The sequence below is a fragment of the Actinomadura vinacea genome (genome assembly GCF_039532545.1).
GTDB lineage: Bacteria > Actinomycetota > Actinomycetes > Streptosporangiales > Streptosporangiaceae > Spirillospora > Spirillospora vinacea.
On the sequence record NZ_BAAARW010000031.1, the window covers coordinates 1 to 20203 of the forward strand.

23 protein-coding genes, 2 pseudogenes and 1 riboswitch are annotated in these 20203 nt (G+C 69.1%); of the genes and pseudogenes, 13 read left to right on the forward strand and 12 right to left on the reverse strand.

Going from position 1 to position 20203, the window contains the following annotated elements; genetic code table 11:
• Window positions 1-233: 233 nt before the first annotated feature.
• The gene (locus ABD340_RS37245) at window positions 234-440 is read right to left on the reverse strand and encodes a heavy-metal-associated domain-containing protein (protein WP_344595577.1); all 207 of its coding nucleotides are present in this window, start codon (window positions 438-440) and stop codon (window positions 234-236) included.
• 311 nt (window positions 441-751) lie between these two features.
• Between ABD340_RS37245 and ABD340_RS37250 the strand changes: the two genes are divergently transcribed.
• Complete coding sequence (locus ABD340_RS37250; RefSeq protein WP_344595579.1) at window positions 752-1615, forward strand: Fpg/Nei family DNA glycosylase; 864 nt, start codon at window positions 752-754, stop codon at window positions 1613-1615.
• Window positions 1616-1690: 75 nt separating this feature from the next.
• Here the strand turns inward: ABD340_RS37250 and ABD340_RS48195 are convergent.
• The 3 genes and pseudogenes from ABD340_RS48195 to ABD340_RS37265 all read right to left on the reverse strand — a co-directional run.
• Window positions 1691-1750, reverse strand: a pseudogene (locus ABD340_RS48195) (hypothetical protein); the annotation flags it as partial.
• A 42-nt stretch (window positions 1751-1792) separates the two neighbouring features.
• Window positions 1793-2212, reverse strand: coding sequence for a hypothetical protein (locus tag ABD340_RS37260; protein ID WP_344595659.1), 420 nt, complete (start codon window positions 2210-2212; stop codon window positions 1793-1795).
• Window positions 2213-2221: 9 nt separating this feature from the next.
• Window positions 2222-2536, reverse strand: coding sequence for an SSI family serine proteinase inhibitor (locus tag ABD340_RS37265; protein ID WP_344595581.1), 315 nt, complete (start codon window positions 2534-2536; stop codon window positions 2222-2224).
• Between the two features lie 202 nt (window positions 2537-2738).
• Between ABD340_RS37265 and ABD340_RS37270 the strand changes: the two genes are divergently transcribed.
• The 4 genes from ABD340_RS37270 to ABD340_RS37285 all read left to right on the forward strand — a co-directional run bounded on the left by ABD340_RS37270 (window position 2739) and on the right by ABD340_RS37285 (window position 7685).
• Window positions 2739-3071 carry a rhodanese-like domain-containing protein gene (locus ABD340_RS37270; protein ID WP_344595661.1) on the forward strand — a complete coding sequence of 111 codons (333 nt, stop codon included), beginning with the start codon at window positions 2739-2741 and terminating at the stop codon, window positions 3069-3071.
• A gap of 80 nt (window positions 3072-3151) precedes the next feature.
• A riboswitch (TPP riboswitch) is annotated at window positions 3152-3265 on the forward strand.
• Window positions 3261-4631 carry a purine-cytosine permease family protein gene (locus ABD340_RS37275; RefSeq protein ID WP_344595583.1) on the forward strand — a complete coding sequence of 457 codons (1371 nt, stop codon included), beginning with the start codon at window positions 3261-3263 and terminating at the stop codon, window positions 4629-4631. Its footprint overlaps the riboswitch before it by 5 nt.
• Before the next feature lie 136 nt (window positions 4632-4767).
• On the forward strand, window positions 4768-6726 hold the full coding sequence (locus tag ABD340_RS37280; protein ID WP_344595584.1) for a PAS domain-containing protein: 1959 nt from the start codon (window positions 4768-4770) through the stop codon (window positions 6724-6726).
• A gap of 425 nt (window positions 6727-7151) precedes the next feature.
• Window positions 7152-7685 carry an ATP-binding protein gene (locus tag ABD340_RS37285; protein WP_344595585.1) on the forward strand — a complete coding sequence of 178 codons (534 nt, stop codon included), beginning with the start codon at window positions 7152-7154 and terminating at the stop codon, window positions 7683-7685.
• A 150-nt stretch (window positions 7686-7835) separates the two neighbouring features.
• Here ABD340_RS37285 and ABD340_RS37290 read toward each other — a convergent pair whose 3' ends face one another.
• Window positions 7836-9050 (reverse strand): arginine deiminase, encoded by a 1215-nt coding sequence (locus tag ABD340_RS37290; RefSeq protein ID WP_344595586.1) that lies wholly within the window; start codon window positions 9048-9050, stop codon window positions 7836-7838.
• A 52-nt stretch (window positions 9051-9102) separates the two neighbouring features.
• Here ABD340_RS37290 and ABD340_RS37295 point away from each other — a divergent pair, with 52 nt between their 5' ends.
• Entirely contained in the window at window positions 9103-10284 is a 1182-nt protein-coding gene (locus tag ABD340_RS37295; RefSeq protein ID WP_344595588.1) for an MFS transporter, read from the forward strand.
• Here ABD340_RS37295 and ABD340_RS37300 read toward each other — a convergent pair.
• The 3 genes from ABD340_RS37300 to ABD340_RS37310 all read right to left on the reverse strand — a co-directional run bounded on the left by ABD340_RS37300 (window position 10217) and on the right by ABD340_RS37310 (window position 11765).
• The gene (locus ABD340_RS37300) at window positions 10217-11029 is read right to left on the reverse strand and encodes a methyltransferase domain-containing protein (protein WP_344595589.1); all 813 of its coding nucleotides are present in this window, start codon (window positions 11027-11029) and stop codon (window positions 10217-10219) included. The genes ABD340_RS37295 and ABD340_RS37300 overlap by 68 nt on opposite strands.
• On the reverse strand, window positions 11026-11157 hold the full coding sequence (locus tag ABD340_RS37305; protein ID WP_344595591.1) for a hypothetical protein: 132 nt from the start codon (window positions 11155-11157) through the stop codon (window positions 11026-11028). Before ABD340_RS37305 ends, ABD340_RS37300 begins: the two co-directional genes overlap by 4 nt.
• 191 nt (window positions 11158-11348) lie before the next feature.
• Complete coding sequence (locus ABD340_RS37310) at window positions 11349-11765, reverse strand: ATP-binding protein (protein WP_344595593.1); 417 nt, start codon at window positions 11763-11765, stop codon at window positions 11349-11351.
• Between the two features lie 112 nt (window positions 11766-11877).
• Between ABD340_RS37310 and ABD340_RS37315 the strand changes: the two genes are divergently transcribed.
• From ABD340_RS37315 to ABD340_RS37330, 4 genes and pseudogenes are all read left to right on the forward strand, one after another.
• Window positions 11878-12681 (forward strand): helix-turn-helix domain-containing protein, encoded by an 804-nt coding sequence (locus ABD340_RS37315; RefSeq protein WP_344595594.1) that lies wholly within the window; start codon window positions 11878-11880, stop codon window positions 12679-12681.
• Window positions 12678-12872, forward strand: a complete 195-nt coding sequence (locus ABD340_RS37320; protein ID WP_344595596.1) for a DUF397 domain-containing protein — start codon at window positions 12678-12680, stop codon at window positions 12870-12872. The genes ABD340_RS37315 and ABD340_RS37320 overlap by 4 nt, the downstream gene beginning before the upstream one ends.
• Before the next feature lie 240 nt (window positions 12873-13112).
• Window positions 13113-13279 (forward strand): annotated as a pseudogene (locus ABD340_RS37325) (transposase); the annotation flags it as partial.
• A gap of 803 nt (window positions 13280-14082) precedes the next feature.
• Window positions 14083-14484 (forward strand): VOC family protein, encoded by a 402-nt coding sequence (locus ABD340_RS37330; protein ID WP_344595598.1) that lies wholly within the window; start codon window positions 14083-14085, stop codon window positions 14482-14484.
• Window positions 14485-14669: 185 nt separating this feature from the next.
• On the opposite strand, the gene ABD340_RS37335 is transcribed toward ABD340_RS37330, so the two are convergent.
• The 4 genes from ABD340_RS37335 to ABD340_RS37350 form a co-directional block, all read right to left on the reverse strand.
• Window positions 14670-15380 carry a VWA domain-containing protein gene (locus tag ABD340_RS37335; protein ID WP_344595599.1) on the reverse strand — a complete coding sequence of 237 codons (711 nt, stop codon included), beginning with the start codon at window positions 15378-15380 and terminating at the stop codon, window positions 14670-14672.
• A gap of 138 nt (window positions 15381-15518) precedes the next feature.
• Window positions 15519-15758 (reverse strand): protein kinase family protein, encoded by a 240-nt coding sequence (locus ABD340_RS37340; RefSeq protein ID WP_344595601.1) that lies wholly within the window; start codon window positions 15756-15758, stop codon window positions 15519-15521.
• Between the two features lie 228 nt (window positions 15759-15986).
• Complete coding sequence (locus tag ABD340_RS37345; protein WP_344595602.1) at window positions 15987-17726, reverse strand: alpha/beta fold hydrolase; 1740 nt, start codon at window positions 17724-17726, stop codon at window positions 15987-15989.
• A 13-nt stretch (window positions 17727-17739) separates the two neighbouring features.
• Window positions 17740-17994, reverse strand: coding sequence for a hypothetical protein (locus ABD340_RS37350; RefSeq protein WP_344595604.1), 255 nt, complete (start codon window positions 17992-17994; stop codon window positions 17740-17742).
• Between the two features lie 147 nt (window positions 17995-18141).
• Between ABD340_RS37350 and ABD340_RS37355 the strand changes: the two genes are divergently transcribed.
• Genes ABD340_RS37355 through ABD340_RS37365 form a run of 3 tightly spaced genes read left to right on the forward strand, consistent with a single transcriptional unit; the run spans window position 18142 to window position 19982 of the window.
• Window positions 18142-18735 carry a TetR/AcrR family transcriptional regulator gene (locus ABD340_RS37355; RefSeq protein WP_344595606.1) on the forward strand — a complete coding sequence of 198 codons (594 nt, stop codon included), beginning with the start codon at window positions 18142-18144 and terminating at the stop codon, window positions 18733-18735.
• The gene (locus ABD340_RS37360; RefSeq protein ID WP_344595607.1) at window positions 18732-19250 is read left to right on the forward strand and encodes an SMI1/KNR4 family protein; all 519 of its coding nucleotides are present in this window, start codon (window positions 18732-18734) and stop codon (window positions 19248-19250) included. Before ABD340_RS37355 ends, ABD340_RS37360 begins: the two co-directional genes overlap by 4 nt.
• A 27-nt stretch (window positions 19251-19277) precedes the next feature.
• Window positions 19278-19982 carry a CPBP family intramembrane glutamic endopeptidase gene (locus ABD340_RS37365; RefSeq protein WP_344595608.1) on the forward strand — a complete coding sequence of 235 codons (705 nt, stop codon included), beginning with the start codon at window positions 19278-19280 and terminating at the stop codon, window positions 19980-19982.
• Window positions 19983-20203: the final 221 nt, after the last annotated feature.

Genomic DNA, 20203 nt, shown 5'->3' on the forward strand with positions numbered 1-20203 from the left:
ACCGCTTCTCGACACGAGCGGCGCACGAGGCACACGTCATCCCGCCGATCGCCAACTCGACCCGTTCGGATGTGTCGCCCGTGCTCATCTCATTCCTCGCTCGTCATCGTGGTGGGGAAGTACTGGCTGGGGGTCAGCCCCCACACCCCTGCGGCCACTGCTCGGGGAAGCGCCGATGCGAGACCGCGGCCAAGCCCAGGACGTGTGCGTCGAGCTTGGCCGCGGTGCTCATCTCATGCCTTCAGTTCGTATCCGGCCTCCTCGACGGCGGCCCGGACCTGGGCCTCGTCGAGGGGGGTCTCGCTGGTCACGGTCACCTGGCCGGTCGCGAGGTCGACGGCCACATCGCTCACACCCGCGACCTGACCCACCTCCTCCTTGACCGAGTTCACACAGTGGCCGCAGGTCATCCCAGAGACGGTGTAGGTGGCGGTGCTCATCGTCGCTACTCCCTCGCTTCTTTTACCCCTGGGGGGTATCTTTCTCTCCTCATGCTGACATAACGCTCAGGACATGACAACCCCTACCCCCTAGGGGTTATTCCGATCGCAGCCACAACCTGGGAGCGGGGAAAGTTATCCACACCCACACGGGGGCGGAGTGGACGATCTTGGTGGAATTTTGTTCTAGTTTGTAGGGCTCTATCCCATGAAAGTGTCGAACACCCGGGCTCGCGCCCGCCTGTCCACAGAGTTGTCCACAGGTTTCCACAGGGATGTGGACACCTCCCTCCGTCACGGATACTTGAGCCATGCCTGAGCTACCCGAGGTCGAGGCGCTCGCCGGCTTCCTGCGCGAACGCGCGGCCGGTCACGCCATCGCCCGTGTCGATGTTCTCGCCATCTCCGCGCTGAAGACCTACGACCCGCCGGTCACGGCGCTCGGCGGGCTGACCGTCACCGGGGTCGCCCGGCACGGCAAATTCCTCGACCTCGACGTGGACGGGCTGCACCTGGTCGTCCACCTGGCGCGGGCGGGGTGGCTGCGGTGGCGCGAGGAGATGCCCGCCAAGCCCGCGCGGCCGGGTGGCAAGAATCCGCTCGCCCTGCGGGTCCATCTGGATGACGGGTCCGGCTTCGACCTGACCGAGGCCGGCACCAAGAAGGGCCTGGCCGTGTACGTCGTTCGGGACGCGCAGGAGATCCCCGGTGTCGCCTCGCTCGGGCCCGACCCGCTGGGCGAGGGGTTCACGCCGGAGGCGCTGGCCGCGATCGTCAACGGCAAGCGCGCCCAGATCAAGGGGTTGCTGCGCGATCAACGGATCGTCGCGGGCATCGGGAACGCCTACTCCGACGAGGTGCTGCACGCCGCCCGGATGTCACCGTTCAAGATCGCCTCTTCGCTGACCGAGGACGACGTCCGCACCCTCCACGAGGCGATCGTCGGCACGCTCCGCGACGCGGTCGAGCGGTCCCGCGGCCTGGCGGCCCAGGATCTCAAGGGCGAGAAGAAGACCGGGCTGCGAGTGCATGCCCGTACCGGTGAGAAGTGCCCGGTCTGCGGCGACGTCATCCGCGAGGTGTCGTTCGCCGACTCCTCGTTGCAGTACTGCCCCACCTGCCAGACCGGCGGCAAGCCGCTGGCCGATCGCCGGATGTCGCGGCTGCTCAAGTGAGCGCGAACGGGCACCGGTAACGGTGTCGGTGGACTCCAGCAGATCCATCCGCACATGCGGCTCCGGCAGGTAGTGGCGCACCGGCAGGCCCGTTCCGAAGAGCAGCCGCGGACTGCCCGTCTCCGCCACCGTCACCCCCTCGTCCCACCCCGCGCTGCGCCTGTTGAGGCCCGCGGGTCAACCTGGTGAGCCCCAGCCGCCGCAGGGCGTTCGCCGCAAGCTCCGCAAGGTGCTAAGGGCAGTCCCAGCCCGCAACGTAGGGCGCGGGTTGTCCTCGCCGTCCTCCTTGAACCAGGCGTTCCCGATGCCCGCGACGATTCTTTGATCGCGCAGCAACCCCTTGATCTGGGCGCGCTTGCCGTTGACGATCGCGGCCAGCGCCTCCGGCGTGAACTCCTCGTCCAGCGGGTCGGGCCCGACCCACGGGTGGGCCGGGTGGTGGGGTCGCAGCGCGGCTGCGGAGTGGGAAGTTCCCCTCCGGCGACGTGTTGTCCTTGGACGAGCCGTGCGGGCCGGAAGGGGCGGTCGCGGTCGGAGCGGCCGCGGAGTAGGCCGCCGAACCCGGGTCGGCGGGCTCGGCGGTGCGGGGTTTGAGATGTTCTTGGCTCAGCGGACCTTCGGCACGTCGCCCAAGAGCGGGGCGACCTGGGTCCAGCGGTGCAGTTCGCAGCCGTCGGCGCGGGTGAACTTGGCGTCGACCGGCTTGTCATGCCAGGTGCCCTTGACCGTGGCGATCTCCGGACCACCATAGATCTTGGTGCACATCTGGTCGGTGGGTGTGGGCTTGAAGGGATCCTTGGCCTTGGCCAGCGTGGCGCACGCCTGCTGCGCCTTCGGGTGATCGCCGCCCGCGGGGTCGCAGGACAGCGTCCAGGTCTTGGCCGGCGCCTGGGCGGAGGCCTTGACTTGGACGGTCAGCATGTTCTTCGCCTCCGGGGATCCGGAGGGCTGGACGGACGTCGTGGCCGAGGGCTGGTCAGCGGGTTTGCTCGTGGCCTGTTCTGAGCCGCAGGCAGCCAGTGACAGGATCATGGCTAGCCCGGGCGTCGTGAAAAGGAGCGTCCGATACCGCATGCGTGATTCGACGCAGGTGGGGTCCGCGCGGTTCCATGGAGGTGTGATGATTTTCGGGGACGATGTCCCGGCGGTTGACGCGAAGGACGTTCCGCAGGACGCGTACCTGCTGGATGTGCGCGAGCAGGAGGAGTGGGACGCCGGTCACGCGCCCGGGGCGGTGCACATTTCGATGGGACGGTTGAGCGACCGCGCCGGCGAGGTGCCTCGCGACCAGGAGGTCTACGTGGTCTGCCGGTCCGGGCAGCGTTCGGCGCAGGTGACCGTCGCGCTGAACCAGGCGGGCTGGCTGGCCAAGAACGTCGACGGCGGCATGAAGCGCTGGGTGGAGGCCGGACGGCCGATCGAGACCGACTCCGGCGCACCGCCGTACATCGCCTGACCTGGTCTTACCGCCGGATGCCACCGGCCGCACCGGACCGGTGGTGGTTTCGCGTGGTTCGCCTCGGTACGATCTGTTCGACCGATATCCGCGGGAGCTCGGGCCGACCGGGCTGAGAGGGCGACTCATCGGCGTCGCCGACCGCATGAACCTGTCCGGGTAATGCCGGCGTAGGGAGAGTGCTCTCCGGTGCGCGAATCCAGCGTTGCGTCCAAGGCCGAGCGGCGTCCGCACGCCGAGGTCCCCTTCACCCTCGACGAACCGGCGCCCCGGGCGCTCGGCTTCTGGGACCAGGGTGCGTTCTGGGCCAATCTCGGCGTCAGCCTCTTCGCGTTCTCCGGCGCGTACACCGTGCTGGCCCCCGACGAGAACGGCCGTCCGACGCTGTCGATCGCGGCCGGGATCGTCGCGATGACCGTCGGGACGATCTTGGGCGGGCTGATGCTGGGCCTGGCGGCGGCGCCGGGCGCGCGTACGGGGCAGCCCGCGATGGTGCTGCTGCGCGGGCTGTTCGGCGCCCGGCTGTCGTATGTGCCGACCGTGCTGAACATCGCGCAGCTGGTCGGGTGGGGCACGTTCGAGCTGATCGTGATCGCGGACGCGGCGCGCCGGCTGTGGGACGGCCCGCCGCGCTGGGGGTACGTGATCGCGGCGGGGATCCTGACCACCGCGCTGACGATCTGGCCGCTGGGGTCGGTGCGGCTGCTGCGCCGCTACGTCACGGCCGCCGTGATGGTCGCGCTGGTGTACTTCTACGTCCAGCTGCTGCGCGAGCCGCTGCCCGACCTGACCGAGGGGTCCTGGGGCGGGTTCTGGATCGGGGCGGACGCGGCGCTGGCCGTGTCGATCTCCTGGGTGCCGGTGGCCGCCGACTACACCCGGCACGCGCGTTCCGCCCGCGGGGCCTTCGGCGCGGCCGCCGTCGGCTACTCCGCGACGCAGATCTTCGCCTACGTCCTGGGGCTGCTGGCGCTGGCGCTGGTGGCGGGGGACTCGGCGAAGGTGTTCGACCCGTTCCTGGGCGTGACGATGGGCGCGCTGTTCTTCGCGGTGTTCGTGCTGCGGGAGGCCGACCAGTCGTTCGCGAACGTCTACTCCACCGCCGTCTCCATCCAGAACCTGATCCCGCGCGCCGACCGCCGGGTGCTGACCGTGGCGCTGGGCGCCGGGATCACCGGGCTGGCGCTGCTGCTGGACATCGGGGACTACGCGGCGTTCCTCTCCCTGATCGGGTCGGTGTTCGTGCCGATGCTGGGCGTCCTGGCCGCCGACTTCTTCCTGGGCCGCGGGCGCCGCGGCTGGGACACCGCGCGGGACGCCCCGTCCCGCTGGGGCATGATCGCCGCCTGGGCGATCGGGTTCGTCGGCTACCAGCTGATCTACCCGGGCGGGGTGAGCTGGTGGGCGGCGTTCTGGCAGGACGTGCAGGGCGCGCTGGGCTTCACGCCGCAGACCTGGATGAGCGCGTCGCTGCTCTCCTTCCTCGCGGCCGGGCTCGCCGCCGTCCTGATCGGGCGGCCGGCCCGGCCGTCCCAGTCAACCCGGGTGGACGCCGGCTGAGCCCGCATGCCCGCCGCACCCGGCCGAATCCGCCTCTACCCAGGCTCTGACGTGGCGTTCTACCAGCAGTCCGGACGGCGAGGTGAGAACTTTTCACCGCCGGTTGCCCGGCGCCGCGCCGAAGGGCGATGGCACGATGACAGGCGTGCAGACCGTTCATGACCCGATCGCCCGCGCCGTCATCGAGTGCGCGGCGGACGCGATCGTCGCCGTGGACGACGGAGTCCACGTCACCGTGTGGAATCCGGCGGCCGAGCGGATGTTCGGCTGGAGCGCCGCGGAGGTGCTCGGGCGGCCGCTGCCGATCGTCCCGGACGAGCTCATGGCCGAGCACAACGCGGTGCAGGAGCGGCTCCTCACCCGGCGCGGCGGGGAGGGCGGGCAGATCTCCATCGCCACCCGCAGGTTCCGCCGGGACGGGCGGCTGATCGACGTCCGGATCGACACCAGCCTGCTGCTGGACGGCGACGGCGCCCCGCTCGGCCTGGTCGGGGTCTACCACCCGGTCGAGGAGGACGAGGTCGCCCAGTACCACACGGCCGAACGGGCCCGGCTGGTGCGCCGTCTCAACGACATCGTCGCCGACCTCAACGCCGAGCTGGACCTGGACGTCGTGCTCGACCGGATCACCGCCGCGCTGATCGAGCTGACCGGCGCGGACGCGGGCGGCTTCGTGCGGATCGAGGGCGAGCGGCTGCGGCTGGTCAGCCTGTCCGGGCTGCCCGACCACATGCGCGGCACCACCGCCGACCTGCGCACCAGCCTGGTCGGCGAGCTGCTGCGCTCGGGCCGGGCGGTGCGGCTGGCGACCGGGGAGCAGCGGCTGGGCGATCTCATCTGGTCCGAGCTGCCGGGCCTGCACACGGTCGCGCTGGGGTTGTCGTTCCTGCAGAACAGGCCGTACGGGGCGTTGTACGCGCTGTTCTCCGGCCGCAAGGTCGGCCACCGCGAGCTGGAGCTGCTGGAGCTGCTGGCCGGGCACGCCGGGGTGGCGGTGGGGAACGCGGTCGCCTACGCGGAGGTCGTCCGGCAGCGGGCGCACGAGCGCGCGGTGATCGATTCCAGTGCCGACGGCATCGCGGTGCTCGACCGCGACGGCCTGGTCCGGCAGTGGAACCCGGCGGCGCACGCCCTCACCGGCATCGCGCCGGAGCAGGCGCTGGGCCGGGAGCTGCCGTTCGAGATGCCGGCGCTCGGCGAGATGATCACGATCCCGCTGCCGGAGTCGGGCGTCTGGCTGAACGTGCTGGCCGCGGAGATCGAGGAGACCGACGAGCTGGTCGTGGACTTCCGCGACGTGACCGAGGCCAAGGCGCTGGAGGAGGCCAAGGACCTCTTCCTCGCCACCACCAGCCACGAGCTGCGCACGCCGGTCACCGTCGTGCAGGGGTTCGCCAGCACGCTGAGCAACCGGTGGGACGAGATGTCCGACGCCGACCGCCGGTCCGCGGTCGCCATCATCGCCGAGCGCGCCCAGTCCCTCGGCCGGCTGGTGGAGCACCTGCTGCGCGGCGCCCGGGCCGGGGCGGACGAGCTGGGCGTGACGATCGAGTCGTTCGACCTGGTGCGGGTGCTGGAGGGCGTGGTCGCGGGCTTCCGCTCGCTGTCGGACCTGCACCGGGTCGGGCTGGAGATCGCCGCCGACCTGCCGCAGGCCCGCGGCGACGCGCTGGCCACCGACATCGTGCTGGGCCAGCTGCTGGAGAACGCGTTCAAGTACTCCCCGGACGGCGGCAGGATCATGGTCCGCGCGCGGTGCGAGGGCGACGAGGTGGTGGTCACCGTCGACGACGAGGGCATCGGCATCGCCCCCGGCGACCATGACCGGATCTTCGAGCGGTTCGTCCAGGGCGAGGCGGGCGACCGGCGCCGGTTCGGCGGTATCGGCCTGGGGCTCTACATCGTCAAACGGCTGACGGAGGCGCAGGGCGGCGAGATCTCGGCGCATCAGGTGCCGCCGTCCGAGCCGGGCCGCACCGGGACCCGCATGTGCCTGAAGCTCAAGATCGCCGAAACGGTCCACCCCTTGGGGGTGACCGAAATCACCCAGGATCTGGAGGTTGCTGGGGGATCGTCCGTGGCGAGGGAGAGTTGATCTCCGCCGCGCGCGGAACGCGCGGCCCGCACGGCGTTCGCCGGTGCGGCCCGGTGCAGGCCGGAACGATCCAGAGGCGGCGCGGCCGCGGCGCGGGGCGGGGCATGCGGGTCTTCACCTGCGCCGATGGCGATGCCACCGGCACGAGGGGTGCCATACTTTGGGAACGTTCCCGGCAACGGCAGTGTGACGGACGAAACGCGCGCGTGAGGAGTAATCCGCCGTTGGGTGGATAGATCCATAGATGTTTTCCGCTGGGGAGGGACTCCCTTTCCGCACCGTAAACGGGGGTGATGGGCCGTGACTGATCGGTCACTCGCTCGTTGTGCGGTTGAGCAGGGTGTTTCCGTCAGGTTTCCGGCCCCAGACATCCGGGCATTTCGGACGTACCGGAACGAGCCGTCGGGCTCACAGGGTCACAGGAGGTGAGTGCGTCGAGCGTCGTACTGCTGCCATACGCGCCGTCCAGCGTCGCGGTCGCCCGTAAGCGCCTCCGCTCCGAACTGACCGCCTCCGGCGTCTTCGAGTCCGTGCTGGACGATGTCAGCGTCATCGTCAGCGAACTCCTCAGCAACGCCCTCCGCCACGCCCGCCCGCTGCCGTCCGGGCAGATCCGCCTCGCCTGGGCGCACGACGGCGAAACCCTGGAACTGTCGGTCACCGACGGCGGCGCGATGACCGAGCCGAGACGCGGCCCCGGGACGCTGTCGTCCCTGGGCGGCCGGGGCCTCGGCATCGTCGAGGCCCTTTCCGAAGGCTGGGGCGTACGGCACGAGAACGGCTCCACCATCGTCTGGGCCGTCCTGCACACCCCCAAGATCGCCGACAGTGACCTGTCCCGGCCATCGACCGGCCTCCCGGAGTTCGGCGCGTTCGAGGACATCACCAATGGGCCCCCCGGCGGCCGCCACAACGGCGACGCCAGAGAGACCGCTCCCACCAGGGCTTTTCCGCGCTGACGGCCGGAGTCGGACCCCGACTGGTTTTACCCCCGCTTGACCTTGTATGGTCCTCTTCAAGCTCGGGCGCTGTCGTGCCCCCGTCGACACCGCCCGAGCTATCCACGTCCAGGCCCCCGGGTGCCCGAAACGGCCCGGGGGCTCTGCGTTTCAGGCGGACGGGGGCGGGTCGCGCAGGATCGGGCACGACATGCAGCGCGGACCGCCCCGCCCCGTGCCCAGCTCGCTGCCGGTGATCCGGATCACCTCGATGCCCGCCGCCTCCAGCTGGGCGTTCGTCTCGATGTTGCGCTCGTACGCGACCGCGAGCCGGGGACTGATCGCCAGCGTGTTGTTGCCGTCGTCCCACTGCTCCCGCTCCGCGGTCACCGGATCCAGACCGGTGTCGATCACCTTGAGCCGGTCCAGGCCCATCGCCGCGGCCGCCGCCTCCAGGAACGGGCGCGGCTCGTCCACCCGCAGATCGCCGTCGTCGCCGGTGACGGCGTACGCGGTCAGGGAATGGGCCACCGGCGGGTACATCACCACCGTGTCGACGTCGACCATGGTGCACACCGTGTCGAGATGCATCGTCGCCCGCTCCTGCGCGATCGGCACCGCCAGCACCGTGTGCGCCAGCCCCGCCCGCAGGACCTGCCTGGCCAGCCGCTCCACCCCCGCCGGCGTCGTCCGCTCACCGGTGCCCACCGCCAGCACGCCCGGCGACAGCAGCATGACGTCGCCGCCCTCGACATGCTCCAGCGCCGGGTCGTACACCGGCTCCACCCCCGCGAACCGCGGATGGTGCGCGTAGATCAGGCCGATCATCAGCGACTCCGTGCGGCGGGCCCGCATCGCCAGGCTGGTCACCGCCACCCGGTCGCCGATCCACGCGCTGCTGTCACGGGTGAACAGCAGCCCCGGCAGCGGATCGATGATGAAGTCGAGCCGGTCCATCAACCGGTAGACCAGCCCGTGCGCGATCTTCAACTCCTCGTGCGCCAGGCCCGCGATCAGCACGTGGGCCAGCACCTCCGGGTCCAGATCGCGCAGGTAGTCCGCCACCACGCTGCGCAACTGGTCACCGAGACGGGGATCGTCGACCACGCTCGCGACCGCCGCCGTCCGGGCGTCCTCGTACTCCAGCGCGTCCTGGAGCAACTCGGTCACGTACAGAACCTCGACACCGCGGTCGCGCAGCGTCTGCGCGAACGCGTCGTGCTCCTCCTGCGCCCGCCCCACCCACGGGATCGCGTCGAAGAGCAACTTGTCGCTGTTGCGCGGGGTGAGCCGCTTGAGCTCCGCGCCCGGACGGTGCAGCAGCACCGTCCGCAGCCGCCCCACCTCGCTGGTAACCCGATGCTCGTACGCTCTCGTGTGCGTCACACTGCGAGTCTAGATCCCCGGTGATCAACGCCGGTATGACACCATTTCTGGGGTGCCCGGACGGCTCGTGCCCCATCTCACCGCCGCCACGCTGCTCCGGGTGTCCGCCGAGGGTGCCGCGACCGCGCTGGTCCTCACCGTACAGGCCCGCACCGGACGGGCGGCCGACGCCGGGTTCCTGCAGACCGCGCTGACCCTGCCGTACGTGCTCAGCGGGCCGGTGATCGGGCACGTCCTCGACCGGACGCCCCGTCCCCGCACGGTGGCCATGGCGCTGGCCGCCGGCTACGCGGCCGCGACGGCGCTGCTCCTGCTGACGGCCGGACGGTCCCCGCTGGTCCTGGCGCTGCTGGTGGCCGCCGTGGTCGGCTGCACCGAACCGATCGTGGTGGCGCTCACCAGCATGCTGCCGCGTTTCGTCCCGGCCGGACGGCTGCCTCGCGCGTACGGACTGGAAGCGTCGAGCTACAGCGTCGCCGCGATCGCCGGACCGGGCCTGGCCGCGGCGGTCGCCACGTTCGCGGACGGCTCCAGTTCCGGCCTGCCGATCGTGGTCGCCGCCGCCGTCGGCGCGGTGGCCCTGGCCTTCCTCCCCCTTCCCGGCCCTCGAGACGCACCGGAACGAGCCAGCCGCGTGGTGACCGGCGGCCTGCTCGTCCTGATCTCCAACCCGAAGCTGCGGTCGCTGACGGTCGCGACGACGTTCGCGTGGCTGGGATTCGGCGGAGTCGCCGTCACCGCCGTCCTGTTCGCCCAGCACATCGGCGAGGACGCCAGCGCGGGCGGCCAGTTCCTCGTGGCCTTCGCCGCCGGCTCCCTGCTCGGCTCCCTCGCGTCCGCACGCTGGTTAAAGGCCCGCCATGCCGGCAGGGTGGTCCTGGGCGGGCTCACGGCCTTCGGCGTCGCGCTCGCCTCGGTGACCCTGGCGCCGTCCCTCTCCTGGGCACTGCTGTGCTTCCTCATCGTGGGCCTCGTCGAGGGCCCCGTCTTCACCGCGACCCTGATGCTGCGCCAGCGCGAGTCACCACCGGACCGGCTCGGACAGGTCAACACGACGGGCGGCAGCCTCAAGATCGGAGCATCCGCCGTGGGCGCCGCCCTGACCGGCGCCTTCGCCGACACGATCGGCCCGGTCGGCCTCCTCCTGGCCATCGCAGCCTGCCAACTCATAGGCGCCACGGCCGGCTTGCTGCTCCTGCGAGCCAGATGGACTGCCCCTGAGCGGTCACCGTGATGCCGAAGCGGGCGATCTCGGGCTCACCGGCTTCGGTCCATCGTTCCCTGTAGGCGTTCCGGTCCGGCTGGGAGATCCGCTGGCCGCGCAGCGGCATGAACCAGGACGGTGCCACGAACCGGCCGGACGCCCGGCCATCACCCTCCACGGTGAGAAGGGCGAGCGGCCCGTGCGGATGGAAGGTCGGAGCCCACGGGACCAGAAGCCGACCGCCCGGCCTCGTCTGCTCCACCCACGCGAACGGCAACTCCGCCACCGCCGCCGTGACGATCACCCGGTCATACGGGCCGGAGCCCGGATACCCGGCCTCGCCGTCCCCGGTGACGACCCGGACCGGGCAGCCGACCCCGGCGAGGTTCCGCCGTGCCTGCTCGGCTATCCCCGGGTCGATCTCGATCGTGGTCACGTGCTCCGCACCGACGATCTCCGCCATCAGCGCGGCGTTCCAGCCGGTGCCCGTTCCGATCTCCAGCACCCGGTGCCCGCGCTCAAGATCCAGCAACTCGAGCATCTCCCGGACAACCTGCGGGGCCGAGCACGAACTCGTGGGCCAGATACCTTTCTCGGCCGCCCCGTCGTCGATCTGGGTGGTCACCGCGTCCTCGGACCGCACCAGCGCCCACCAGCGATCCGGGTCGTCCTGACGGCGCAGCGGAACGGCCCACCCGTCATCCCGCCTGATCCAGACCAGGTCAGGGACGAACGCCTCACGCGGCACGGCATCGAACGCCGCCTGAACACTCATGCCTTGCCAGAACCATTGCAGCTTGGACAGGTGACTTCCTGCTCCTTGTTGTCGTTGTTGACCACGACCTTCCCCTTGCCGCCACATATGCCGCAGTTTTCCGGATTTTTATGCTTTCCCACGATCACCTGCTCCTCTCTGGATGGACTCCCAGGTCACGGTGGTGGGTGCCCAGTGCCACCGACACCCACAGGCCCGATGCCAGCCCCGCCAGGAAAGTACCAGCGACACCGGCGATCAAATTGAACACTGTTGATTTCCTTTCGCTCACGGCAGTGATCCCGGCCGTACGGCTGACCTTCTGCCACTCGACGAGAATTCAGATGTTGAGCGAGGCGCACACCCACTTGCCCGGGTCGGCCGGCTCCGTCCAGGCCTCCCGCGCCAGCGCCTCCACCAGGCCCAAGCCCCATCCGCCGGGCTCGTCCGGAAGGCGGTCGACGGCCTCCGGCGTTAGCGGTGCGATGTCCCTGCGCACGGGCAGCGTCGTATTGCCGTCCCAGACCGCGAACACCAATCCCCTGGAATGCCATCCGAGGGATAGCCGAATGCTGGATTCCGGCGGACTCGCGTTCACCGCGTTGGTCACCAACTCAGTGGCGACCAGGATCGCGTCCTCGATAGCGGACGCCAGCCCCAGCCGGCAAAGCTCCGCCCGCACGTAGCTCCGAGCGAATCCCGCCGCGGCATTACTCGAACAAATTTCCAGACCGGCATCGAACACGGCCGCCCGCATATCGCCTCCCCGCCACATTTCGCTGAAGTGACTCCCAGCGTGACCCCAGCGGGGCTACTTTGACTACTGCTACAAGCAAATTGGTGACAAGATCGCAAAATGGAGGCCCTCGATGCTACTCAGAGAGCAGCTCGACGCGAAGGACAACCTGTGGCATCTTCTGGCCGTCTACCTGCACTTTCTCCGCACGAAGCACGACCTCTCGTGCGCCGCCGTAGGGGAGCTGACCAGCTGTGCCCGACAGACTGTCTCCCACTGGGAATCGGGCGTTCGCAAGCCCTCTGAAGCGCATCTCGAGATCTTGGACGAAAGGTACGGAACAGGAAATCTCCTGAGATGGATCTACTATCACGCAAAACGGAACCATGACCCAAACTGGTTCATGAGCCACGTGCAGTTCGAGCGGCTGGCCACCGAACTCCGCATCTGGGACCTGGCCTGGATTCCCGGCCTCTTCCAGACCGAAAATTACGCCCGTGCCGTTTTCGAAGCGTTCGGCGTGGACGACATCGAGGCCGCACTGGCCACCCGGATGAAGCGGCGGAAAGTCCTGGACGGCAAGCCACTCGTGTGGCTCTTCCTCGACCAGGGAGCCATAGAACAACCCGTCGGCACACCCGAGATCATGCGCGACCAACTCGCGTACCTGATCGAAGTGGCGCAACTCCCGCACATCACGGTCCGGATCGCCCCCCGGAGCGCGGGTCCGCACCCTGGCCGAGAAGGCTCATTCAAGATCATGTCCGTCGTGCGCGATGACCGCGTCTACGTCGAAGCCTGCGGGGGCGGGCGCTTGGTCCAGGACAATACGGAGGTACGCTCGTTCGGAGTCCGATTTGACCGCATCGGAGATTGGGCACTCCCCATGGACGCCTCAACGGCTCTGATCAAGGACGTCATGGAGGGATTCGCATGACTCGCTGGCGCAAGAGCAGCCACAGCGGCGGAAGCAACGGCGGGATGAGCGACTGCGTCGAAGTCGCCGCCTTCCCGGAAGGCATCGGCGTGCGCGACAGCAAAGCCCCCGACACCGGACACCTCATCCTCACCCCCGAAACCTTCGCCGCCCTCCTCACCTGTGTGAAGCACGACGACCTGCCCATCTGATCGCAACCGCCCACCTGCGCGCGTTTCGCAGGTGGGCGGTCGAGCGGACTTTGGTGTGGCTCGCGGCGGACCGCGCCCACCCCCGTCCAGACACACGCCGCCTCGGATACCTAGATCCCTCTCAAACTCGTGCTGAGGATCACTTCCGTGGAGGGCAGTCTTAGGTCAGAGCCGATGACACAGTTCTCGACATCAACAGGTGCTCTGACGTTCGTCCGCGGCATGCCGGCCGACTAGCCCCGCAAGAACTGTTGGACGATTGCTGAGTGGGCTGGTGAGGCCACCCCGACGGTATGCAGCACCTGCTGGAGCGGGCCAAGTGGGACGCGGACGCGGTCCGCGACGATCTGCGTGGGTACGTCGTGGACCATCTCGGCACCGACCAAGCGGTGCTGGTCGTGGACGAGCGCAGGAGGCGGGCCTCGGGGCCACGTCGCGGCTCTCCCGCCACCGCCATCGAGGCGTTCCGCCGCCAGGACCCCGATCCTCCCCAATGTTCCACGACCACGTCATGAACCACGCCCCCACAGAGCCCACTGACTCAGTGGCTCCGCCCGTGAATTCTTCGGGGGGTTCACGCTGCGACGGGTACGCAGCATGGTCGGCGGCCGCGCCGGTCGGGGGTGAGGTTGTTTTCAGCCTGGAGACCGGCTTGATGGACGATGCTCCGCCGGCCGCGTGAGTCGCGGCTGTGCGCGGCCGGGCGGTGCGTCCTGATGAGTCACGGATGAACACCGACGTCACGGGGTGCCCACGATCACCGGTTCTCGCCGTGGCGAACCTGCCTTTCGCCCGCGACCGCATCGCGGCCGATGGATGCGCGGTGAGACTGCGTGTGGTGCGAGCGTGGGGAGGCCCTGTCTGCCCGCTGAGCCCTCTGTTCGTATCGACGCCCTGCCCTCTCCTGAGGCGTGTGGCTGCACGGAGCCCTACATGCGGTGCTGACCGTGGGCATCCGGACGACGTTCACGAAGGGTTTCTCGGTGGATGGGACAGGGCCACGTAACGGAGGAAACAGGGAACGGCCGGCGGGGGCCGATCTGGATCGAAGGTGGACGCGCGGTGCGCGACGGTAGGGGTGCCACCTGGGCGGCGATACAGGCACCAAACCGATCACGAATCAAGAAGCGCCGGGCACGGAGCCGTTCGTAGTGTGCCTCTCATGTGCTTCATCCCCCAAGCAGAAACGAGACAAGGCATGAAAGCGCACGTGAGTTCAATCCTTCTTGGCACCCGGGACCTGGACCGGGCCAAGCAGTTCTACACGGAGGGGCTCGGCTGGAAGATCAAGGCCGACTACGGCGTCTCGGTGTTCTTCGAATCGGACGGAGCCTCGCCCGTCGGCTTCTACGGCCGCGAAGGCCTGGCCGACCAGGTGGGCACGAGCCCGGAAGGCAGCGGCTTCAGCGGGCTGGTCCTCACCTACGTCGTCCGGAGTGAGGCGCGAGTCGACGAGATCATCGCGGAGGCCGAGAAGGCCGGCGCCACGATACTCAAGCCCGGTGGCGCCCTGCCGTGGGGCGGGTACGGTGGCTCCTTCGCGGACCCGGACGGCTACATCTGGAGTCTCGGCTACAGCGCCCAGGGGACAGACCAACCGTACGCGGAGTAGCCACCGAGGAAAGCCGCTGGCAAGTGCGGGTGACACGGCCATCGCCGGGCACGCTGACCGGGCCTCTCTGGACGGATGGTGTCGACGCCAACCATCCGCGCGTGCCGGACGAGGCCTTGGCCATCTAAGTCATCCGCTCCAGGCGGGACGACGCCTGGGGCGTCCCCTGTCGTCGTGCTCGGCCGTCAGGGCCGGACGATCCCCGCGGCGCGGGCCTCGCCGAGCCAGCCGGGAAACTCCTCCGTCAGTTTCTGGAACAGGGCGTCGTCTCCGAGGGCCATCGGCTCGGAGCCGGCCTCGAAGAAACCGGCGTTGTCGATGGCGCGCTTCTGTGGAACGGGGAGTTCGTCGAGCTTGCGCAGGAACTTGAACTCATCGTCGCCGAACCCGATGAACTGCCAGAAGATGGGCAGTGTGGAGGACTCGCACAGGACGCTCTCCGCGGCCCTGCGGGAGTCTGGCGAACCGTCGGTCTGGAAGATGACGAGGGCCGGGTCAGCCGGGGACGTGCGGGAATAGTGGTCGACGACCGCCTGCATCGCCGCGGCGTAATTGGTCGTCCCCATATGACCGAGCCGCTCGTGCTCGGCGTCGATCCGCCCCCGATACTCCGTAAGGCCGACCTCGATCACGGGATGCGCGACCTTGTCGAAGAAGACGACGGGAACCACCCCGTCGTCGTCCAGGTTCGCGGACAGGGCCAGGACCTGCTCTCCCAGGTGCTGGACGGTGCCGTCCTTGTAATAGCGGCGCATCGATCCGGACCGGTCGAGCACCAGGTAGACCGCTGCCCGTTCACCGCCGAGCCCGCGTTTGTCGAGACTCACCCTGGCCGTCTTGTAAAGGTCGACCAGACCAGGGGCGACGGTTCGGACCTTGTCCAGGCTGACGGGCATCGTGCCTCTTTCGCGTGTCACGGGATATGGCACCCCACATTGCCGGTGTGCCCTTTCCGATGTCCGTGGCCCCAAACAACAGGCCATTTCCGGCCGTTCACGCCGGGACCCGGGCGTACGGGCCGTCGCAGGGGCTGATCAGAACAGCTCGTCCAGCAGCCGGTAGTACCGCTCCTCGGCGACCTGATCGATGAGCCCGTAAGCCGCGAGAAACGCCTCCCACGCCTCCGGGCCATGGTCCTCGGACAGGTCCCGGTGGGCGATGGCGAGATCGCGGTAGCGGTCGGCCGCGCCGAGCGCCGGAACATGCACGGCGCCGGACCGGCCGTGGGCCGCCGACGGATGGTCGGCGGGCGTTCTGAGCCCGGGCCTAGGCACCCGGGGCGGGCGAGGTGCTGCTCGTCGTCGCCCAAGGAGATCGCGCAGGCTGGACGAGGCGGTGGTTCTCGGACGGGCGCGATCTGCTGGAGGCCGATGCAGGCTGGCAAGATCTCGTGGAGGTCGAACCGGCACCGGCATCCGCCCGGTTTGATCACGCGGTCTTCGGGCGATGGGGCCGGCCTCGGCGGCGCAGGCGTGTCACCGAACCCGGCAGACGTTCGCGGCTCATTGGTCGGCGTCACCTGCCAGCAGCTGCCAGTCGACTGTCAGGTGGTCGCGACGGCCGAATCGTTCGAGGTCGCGGCTGATGAGTCGCTGGATCTGACGCAGGCTCTGCTCGCTGGCGGCTACGGCCTGCACGGCGAGTACGCCGGCTTCGTCGTCCGCACGCAGGGTGCATCGCCCCACGTTCAAGATCAGAGTGGCAGCGGTGTCCGTCCATTCCACGTGCTTCACGTGAGGACGGTCCTGCTCATCACGTCCGCGGTGCAGATCCGGCAGCTTGTGCTGGATTCCGTCGGCGTGCCGACCGAGTTGCGTGAGGTAGCGGCTGGGCTTGCCTGTGTGAATGTGCGCCCGTGCGATCCAGTCCCCGCCTTGCCTGGTGAGGGCGACCAGCCATCCTTTCCGGCCCTCGGGGGCGTCGGCGATGTCGAGCATCGTGGCGTCGATGGAGTCGATCTGCCAGCCATCGGCGAACGCGGCGGTGATCTCGTCCCGGGTGGACCGCCGCGGTCCGTGGTCGCCGGACTCCTGGTCCCCGAACCAGAGCACGAAGTAGCGCCCGCCTGGAGCCAGGACTGTGCGGACGCCGGCGATGTAGGCGGCACGGTCCTGGTCGCCGAAGGTGTGGAGCAGGCCGCAGTCGAGGACGGTGTCGAAGGTCTCCCCGAGTTCGCTCAAGGTGCGGGCGTCGTGCAGGAGGAACCGTGCGCTGAGGCTCCGTTCGGATGCTTTGGCTTCGGCGGTCTTGAGAGCCGTGGGGGCGACGTCGACGCCGGTCGCCTCCAGGCCGAGGGCCGCGCACATGAGGACGTGCTCCCCGGTTCCGCAGCCGGCATCAAGGACCCGGCCCTGGATGAGGCCCTCGTCGGCGAGCGTGCGGAACGCCGGTTGGGGGCGGCCCAGGTCCCGGTCGGGCATGGCTGCCAAGGGCGGCATTGTCTCGGATGTGGATGCTCGCTGGAGGCCGTGCATGAGGTCGCGCGCGGACTCGGCCGGGTGGGCCACGTAGCCGACATGGCCGCCGGGCAACTCGATGAGCTTCGTACCGAGCCGGACGGCCAGTTCGACTGTGGCGTCGTACGCCGGATAGCCGCGCCCCTCCCGGCCGACTGCGAAAACAATCCGGTCGGCGTGGGTGGTCAGCGTCTGGAGGTCGAGTTCGACGGCGGGATATTGGCGCAGCTCATGTTCGAACCAGTAGGCGGCGTTGGCGTCGTTGCGCGGCGCGCGGGCCATCACCTGCATGTCTGAGGCTGGAAAAGTCCGTTCGCGGAATCTGGTGATGGCCGGTTCGATGCCGGAGTCGCGGTACAGGCCGTACATATGGGTGAAGAAGTCCACCCATTCCTGCCCGCCGGGCAGATACCTCATGGCCGGGGGCTCGAAGGGAACGAGCGTGCCGACCACGGACGGGTGGCGGGCCAGTACCTCCAGGGCGACGATCGCACCGGAGCTGCCGCCGAAGACCACCGCGGGCTCCCTGCTCAGGTGCTCGATCAGGTGGCGCACGTCATCGGAGTCAGTGGCCGGCCGCTGGTCGTAGTCCTGTGGCCCGTCCAGCTCGCTGCGGGAGAAACCGCGCCGGTCGTACAGGACCACGGTGTAACGCGTCGCGAGGTGCTGGGCGACCCTCCGGAACACGTCCGCCGCCCCGCCGGCCCCTGGAATCATGATCAGGAGCGGTCCGGCGCCGTGCGTCTCGTAGTAGAGCCGGGCGCCGGGAACGTTGAGAAAGCTCATCTTTCGCTCCCACTCAGTGTTCGTGCGGTGGCCGGCGTGCCGGACCTTGTCGCCTGCTCAGGAACAGTGCCGCGATTCCTCCGCCGACGAGCAGGACGACGACCGCGTGGGCGGCCCCGACCGAGATCGCCGGCTGTGCGGGCAGAGCCAGGACAAGGGCGATCAGTGCCGCCTTGACCAGGATGATCAACGTCCAACGCCGGTGGAAACGTCGCGGCGATCCGTGGCGGTGCTGCGCCTCTGGCGTTCGGGGGTGCGGTTCCGGCATGGACGCGTCCTTCCTCGATGGCGCTGCCCGAGACCAACCGAGCGATGCGCACTTCGTGTGCTCATGCCGATGATGGCATTTTGCGATACAGGCTGTCTATATCAAGAATGGAGTGTATTGATAGAAGTCACGGTGTATGCTCGGCGGGTGCCGAAGCTGTGGAATCAGACCATCGAGGCGCACCGCCGCGAAGTACGCGAAGCGATTCTCGACACCACGGCCGCGCTGGTCGGCGAGCATGGGCTGCGCCAGGTGACGATGTCCCAGATCGCCGAGCGCACCGGGATCGGCCGCGCGACGCTGTACAAGTACTTCACCGACGTCGAGGCGATCCTGGTCGCCTGGCACACCCGTCACGTCACCGCGCACCTCGAGCATCTCGCCGAGGCCCGCGACCAGGCCAAGACCCCGGCAGAACGCCTCGAAGCCGTACTCACGGCCTGCGCGCACATCGCCTACGAGGTCGCCCACCAGCATCACGCCACAGAACTCACCGCGCTCCTGCATCGCGACGAGCACGTCGCCCACGCCCGGCAGCAGCTCCACGAACTGATCCGCGACGTGCTCGCCGACGCGGCCGAGGACGGCCAAATCCGCAACGACTACCCACCGGACGAACTAGCCACCTATTGCCGCAACGCCCTCAACGCAGCTGGAACCCTGGCCTCCGAAGCCGCGATCGGCCGACTCGTCACACTCACCCTGACCGCACTGCGACCAGGACAGATGGACCCGCGGTGACCGATGCCGACTTCACGATGCCCACCGCACTGATCGAGGCGCATCGGATGGGATTCGATTACAGGGACGGCGCCGGTGTGGACTTCGAGCCGTACCCGCGATTCCTGACCCCGGCCGAAACCGGCGACTGGTTGCGGGCCTGGACGGGGAACCCCTCCCTCGATGGAGCCGAGTTCCGGGTTTTCGGGCAGGACGGCGCCGGCGGTGTGGCGGCGTTCTGGCTCGTCCGCGATGGTCAACCGCTCGCGCGGCAGCCGGTGGTGTACCTCGGGTCCGAGGGCGAGACCGCGGTCGTGGCTCGCGACCTGGCCGACTATCTGTGGCTGCTCGCAGCGGGTTTCGGCCCGCTCGAAGCGAGAATGTACCCGCGACACGAGCACGAGCCCCGCGCCGATGCCCGGCTGACGCGGATCGCGGAAGGCCGGGCGGCCCGTCGGTCCGCGGACGAGGTGATCAGTGCCGCGCGGGAGGAGTTCCCGGACTTCGACGAGATTGTGGAGTCGCTATGCCGTTGAAGCGTGACTTCTAGGTCGAGGGCACTCATGTCTCCGACCCCGCAGACCGCGGTGGTGGCGGTCGTCGCCGTGCTGGCGCTGGCCAATGTGCTGAACAACCGGCTGGCGCCGTCCGCGTACGTAATGACGTCGCTGGTCACGGCTGGTGTGCTGCTGGTCCTGCTCAGGGCGGGCGGGGTCGGCTGGGGTGAGGCCGGGCTCGGTCGTGAGGCGGTACCGCGCGGGGTGGCTTGGGGGCTTGTCCTCGTTCTCGCGGTGGCGGCCTGCTACCTCGCGCTCGCGCTGCTCCCGGCGACGCGGGATCTCTTCCTCGACCGCCGGGTCGGTGAAGCGGGGACGGGCCGGATGGCATTCGAGGTGTTCGTGCGCATCCCGCTCGGCACCGTGCTGCTGGAGGAACTGGCCTTCCGTGGAGTGCTGTACGCGCTGGTCAAAGTGGAGCACGGGGTGGTCTGGGCGACCTTCGTGTCGTCGGTTCTCTTCGGGCTCTGGCACGTCCTGCCCTCCGCCGGCATCAGCACCGTTAACCCTTCCTTCACCCGGCTCTTTGGGACGGGGTCGCTCGGCGCGCTGGTTGCCGTGGCGGTGACCGTCCTGGTCATGACTCTCGCCGGGGCCTTCCTGTGCGAGTTGCAGCGTCGCAGCGGGAGCCTGATCGCACCCGCCGCGCTGCATTGGGCAACGAACGGCCTCGGCTTCGTCGCCGCCTATTGCGTCATCAACGCACGCTAACGTCACCGAGCCTGCTGGCACGGCCCCGGCGGATTGGTCTTTGCAGCGGTTCCGCACACCACCGCTTGGCCCTCCGTCCTGCTTTCAGAGAACCAAACACGTCCAGGGGCACGTGCCAAGGTGAGCCGGTCAGGATCAGAGCCTTGTGGGCAGTGCCCCCGCCGCACGGCTGACCTTCTGCCACTGGGCAAGTGGTCAGACGTTGAGCGAGGCGCTCCGTC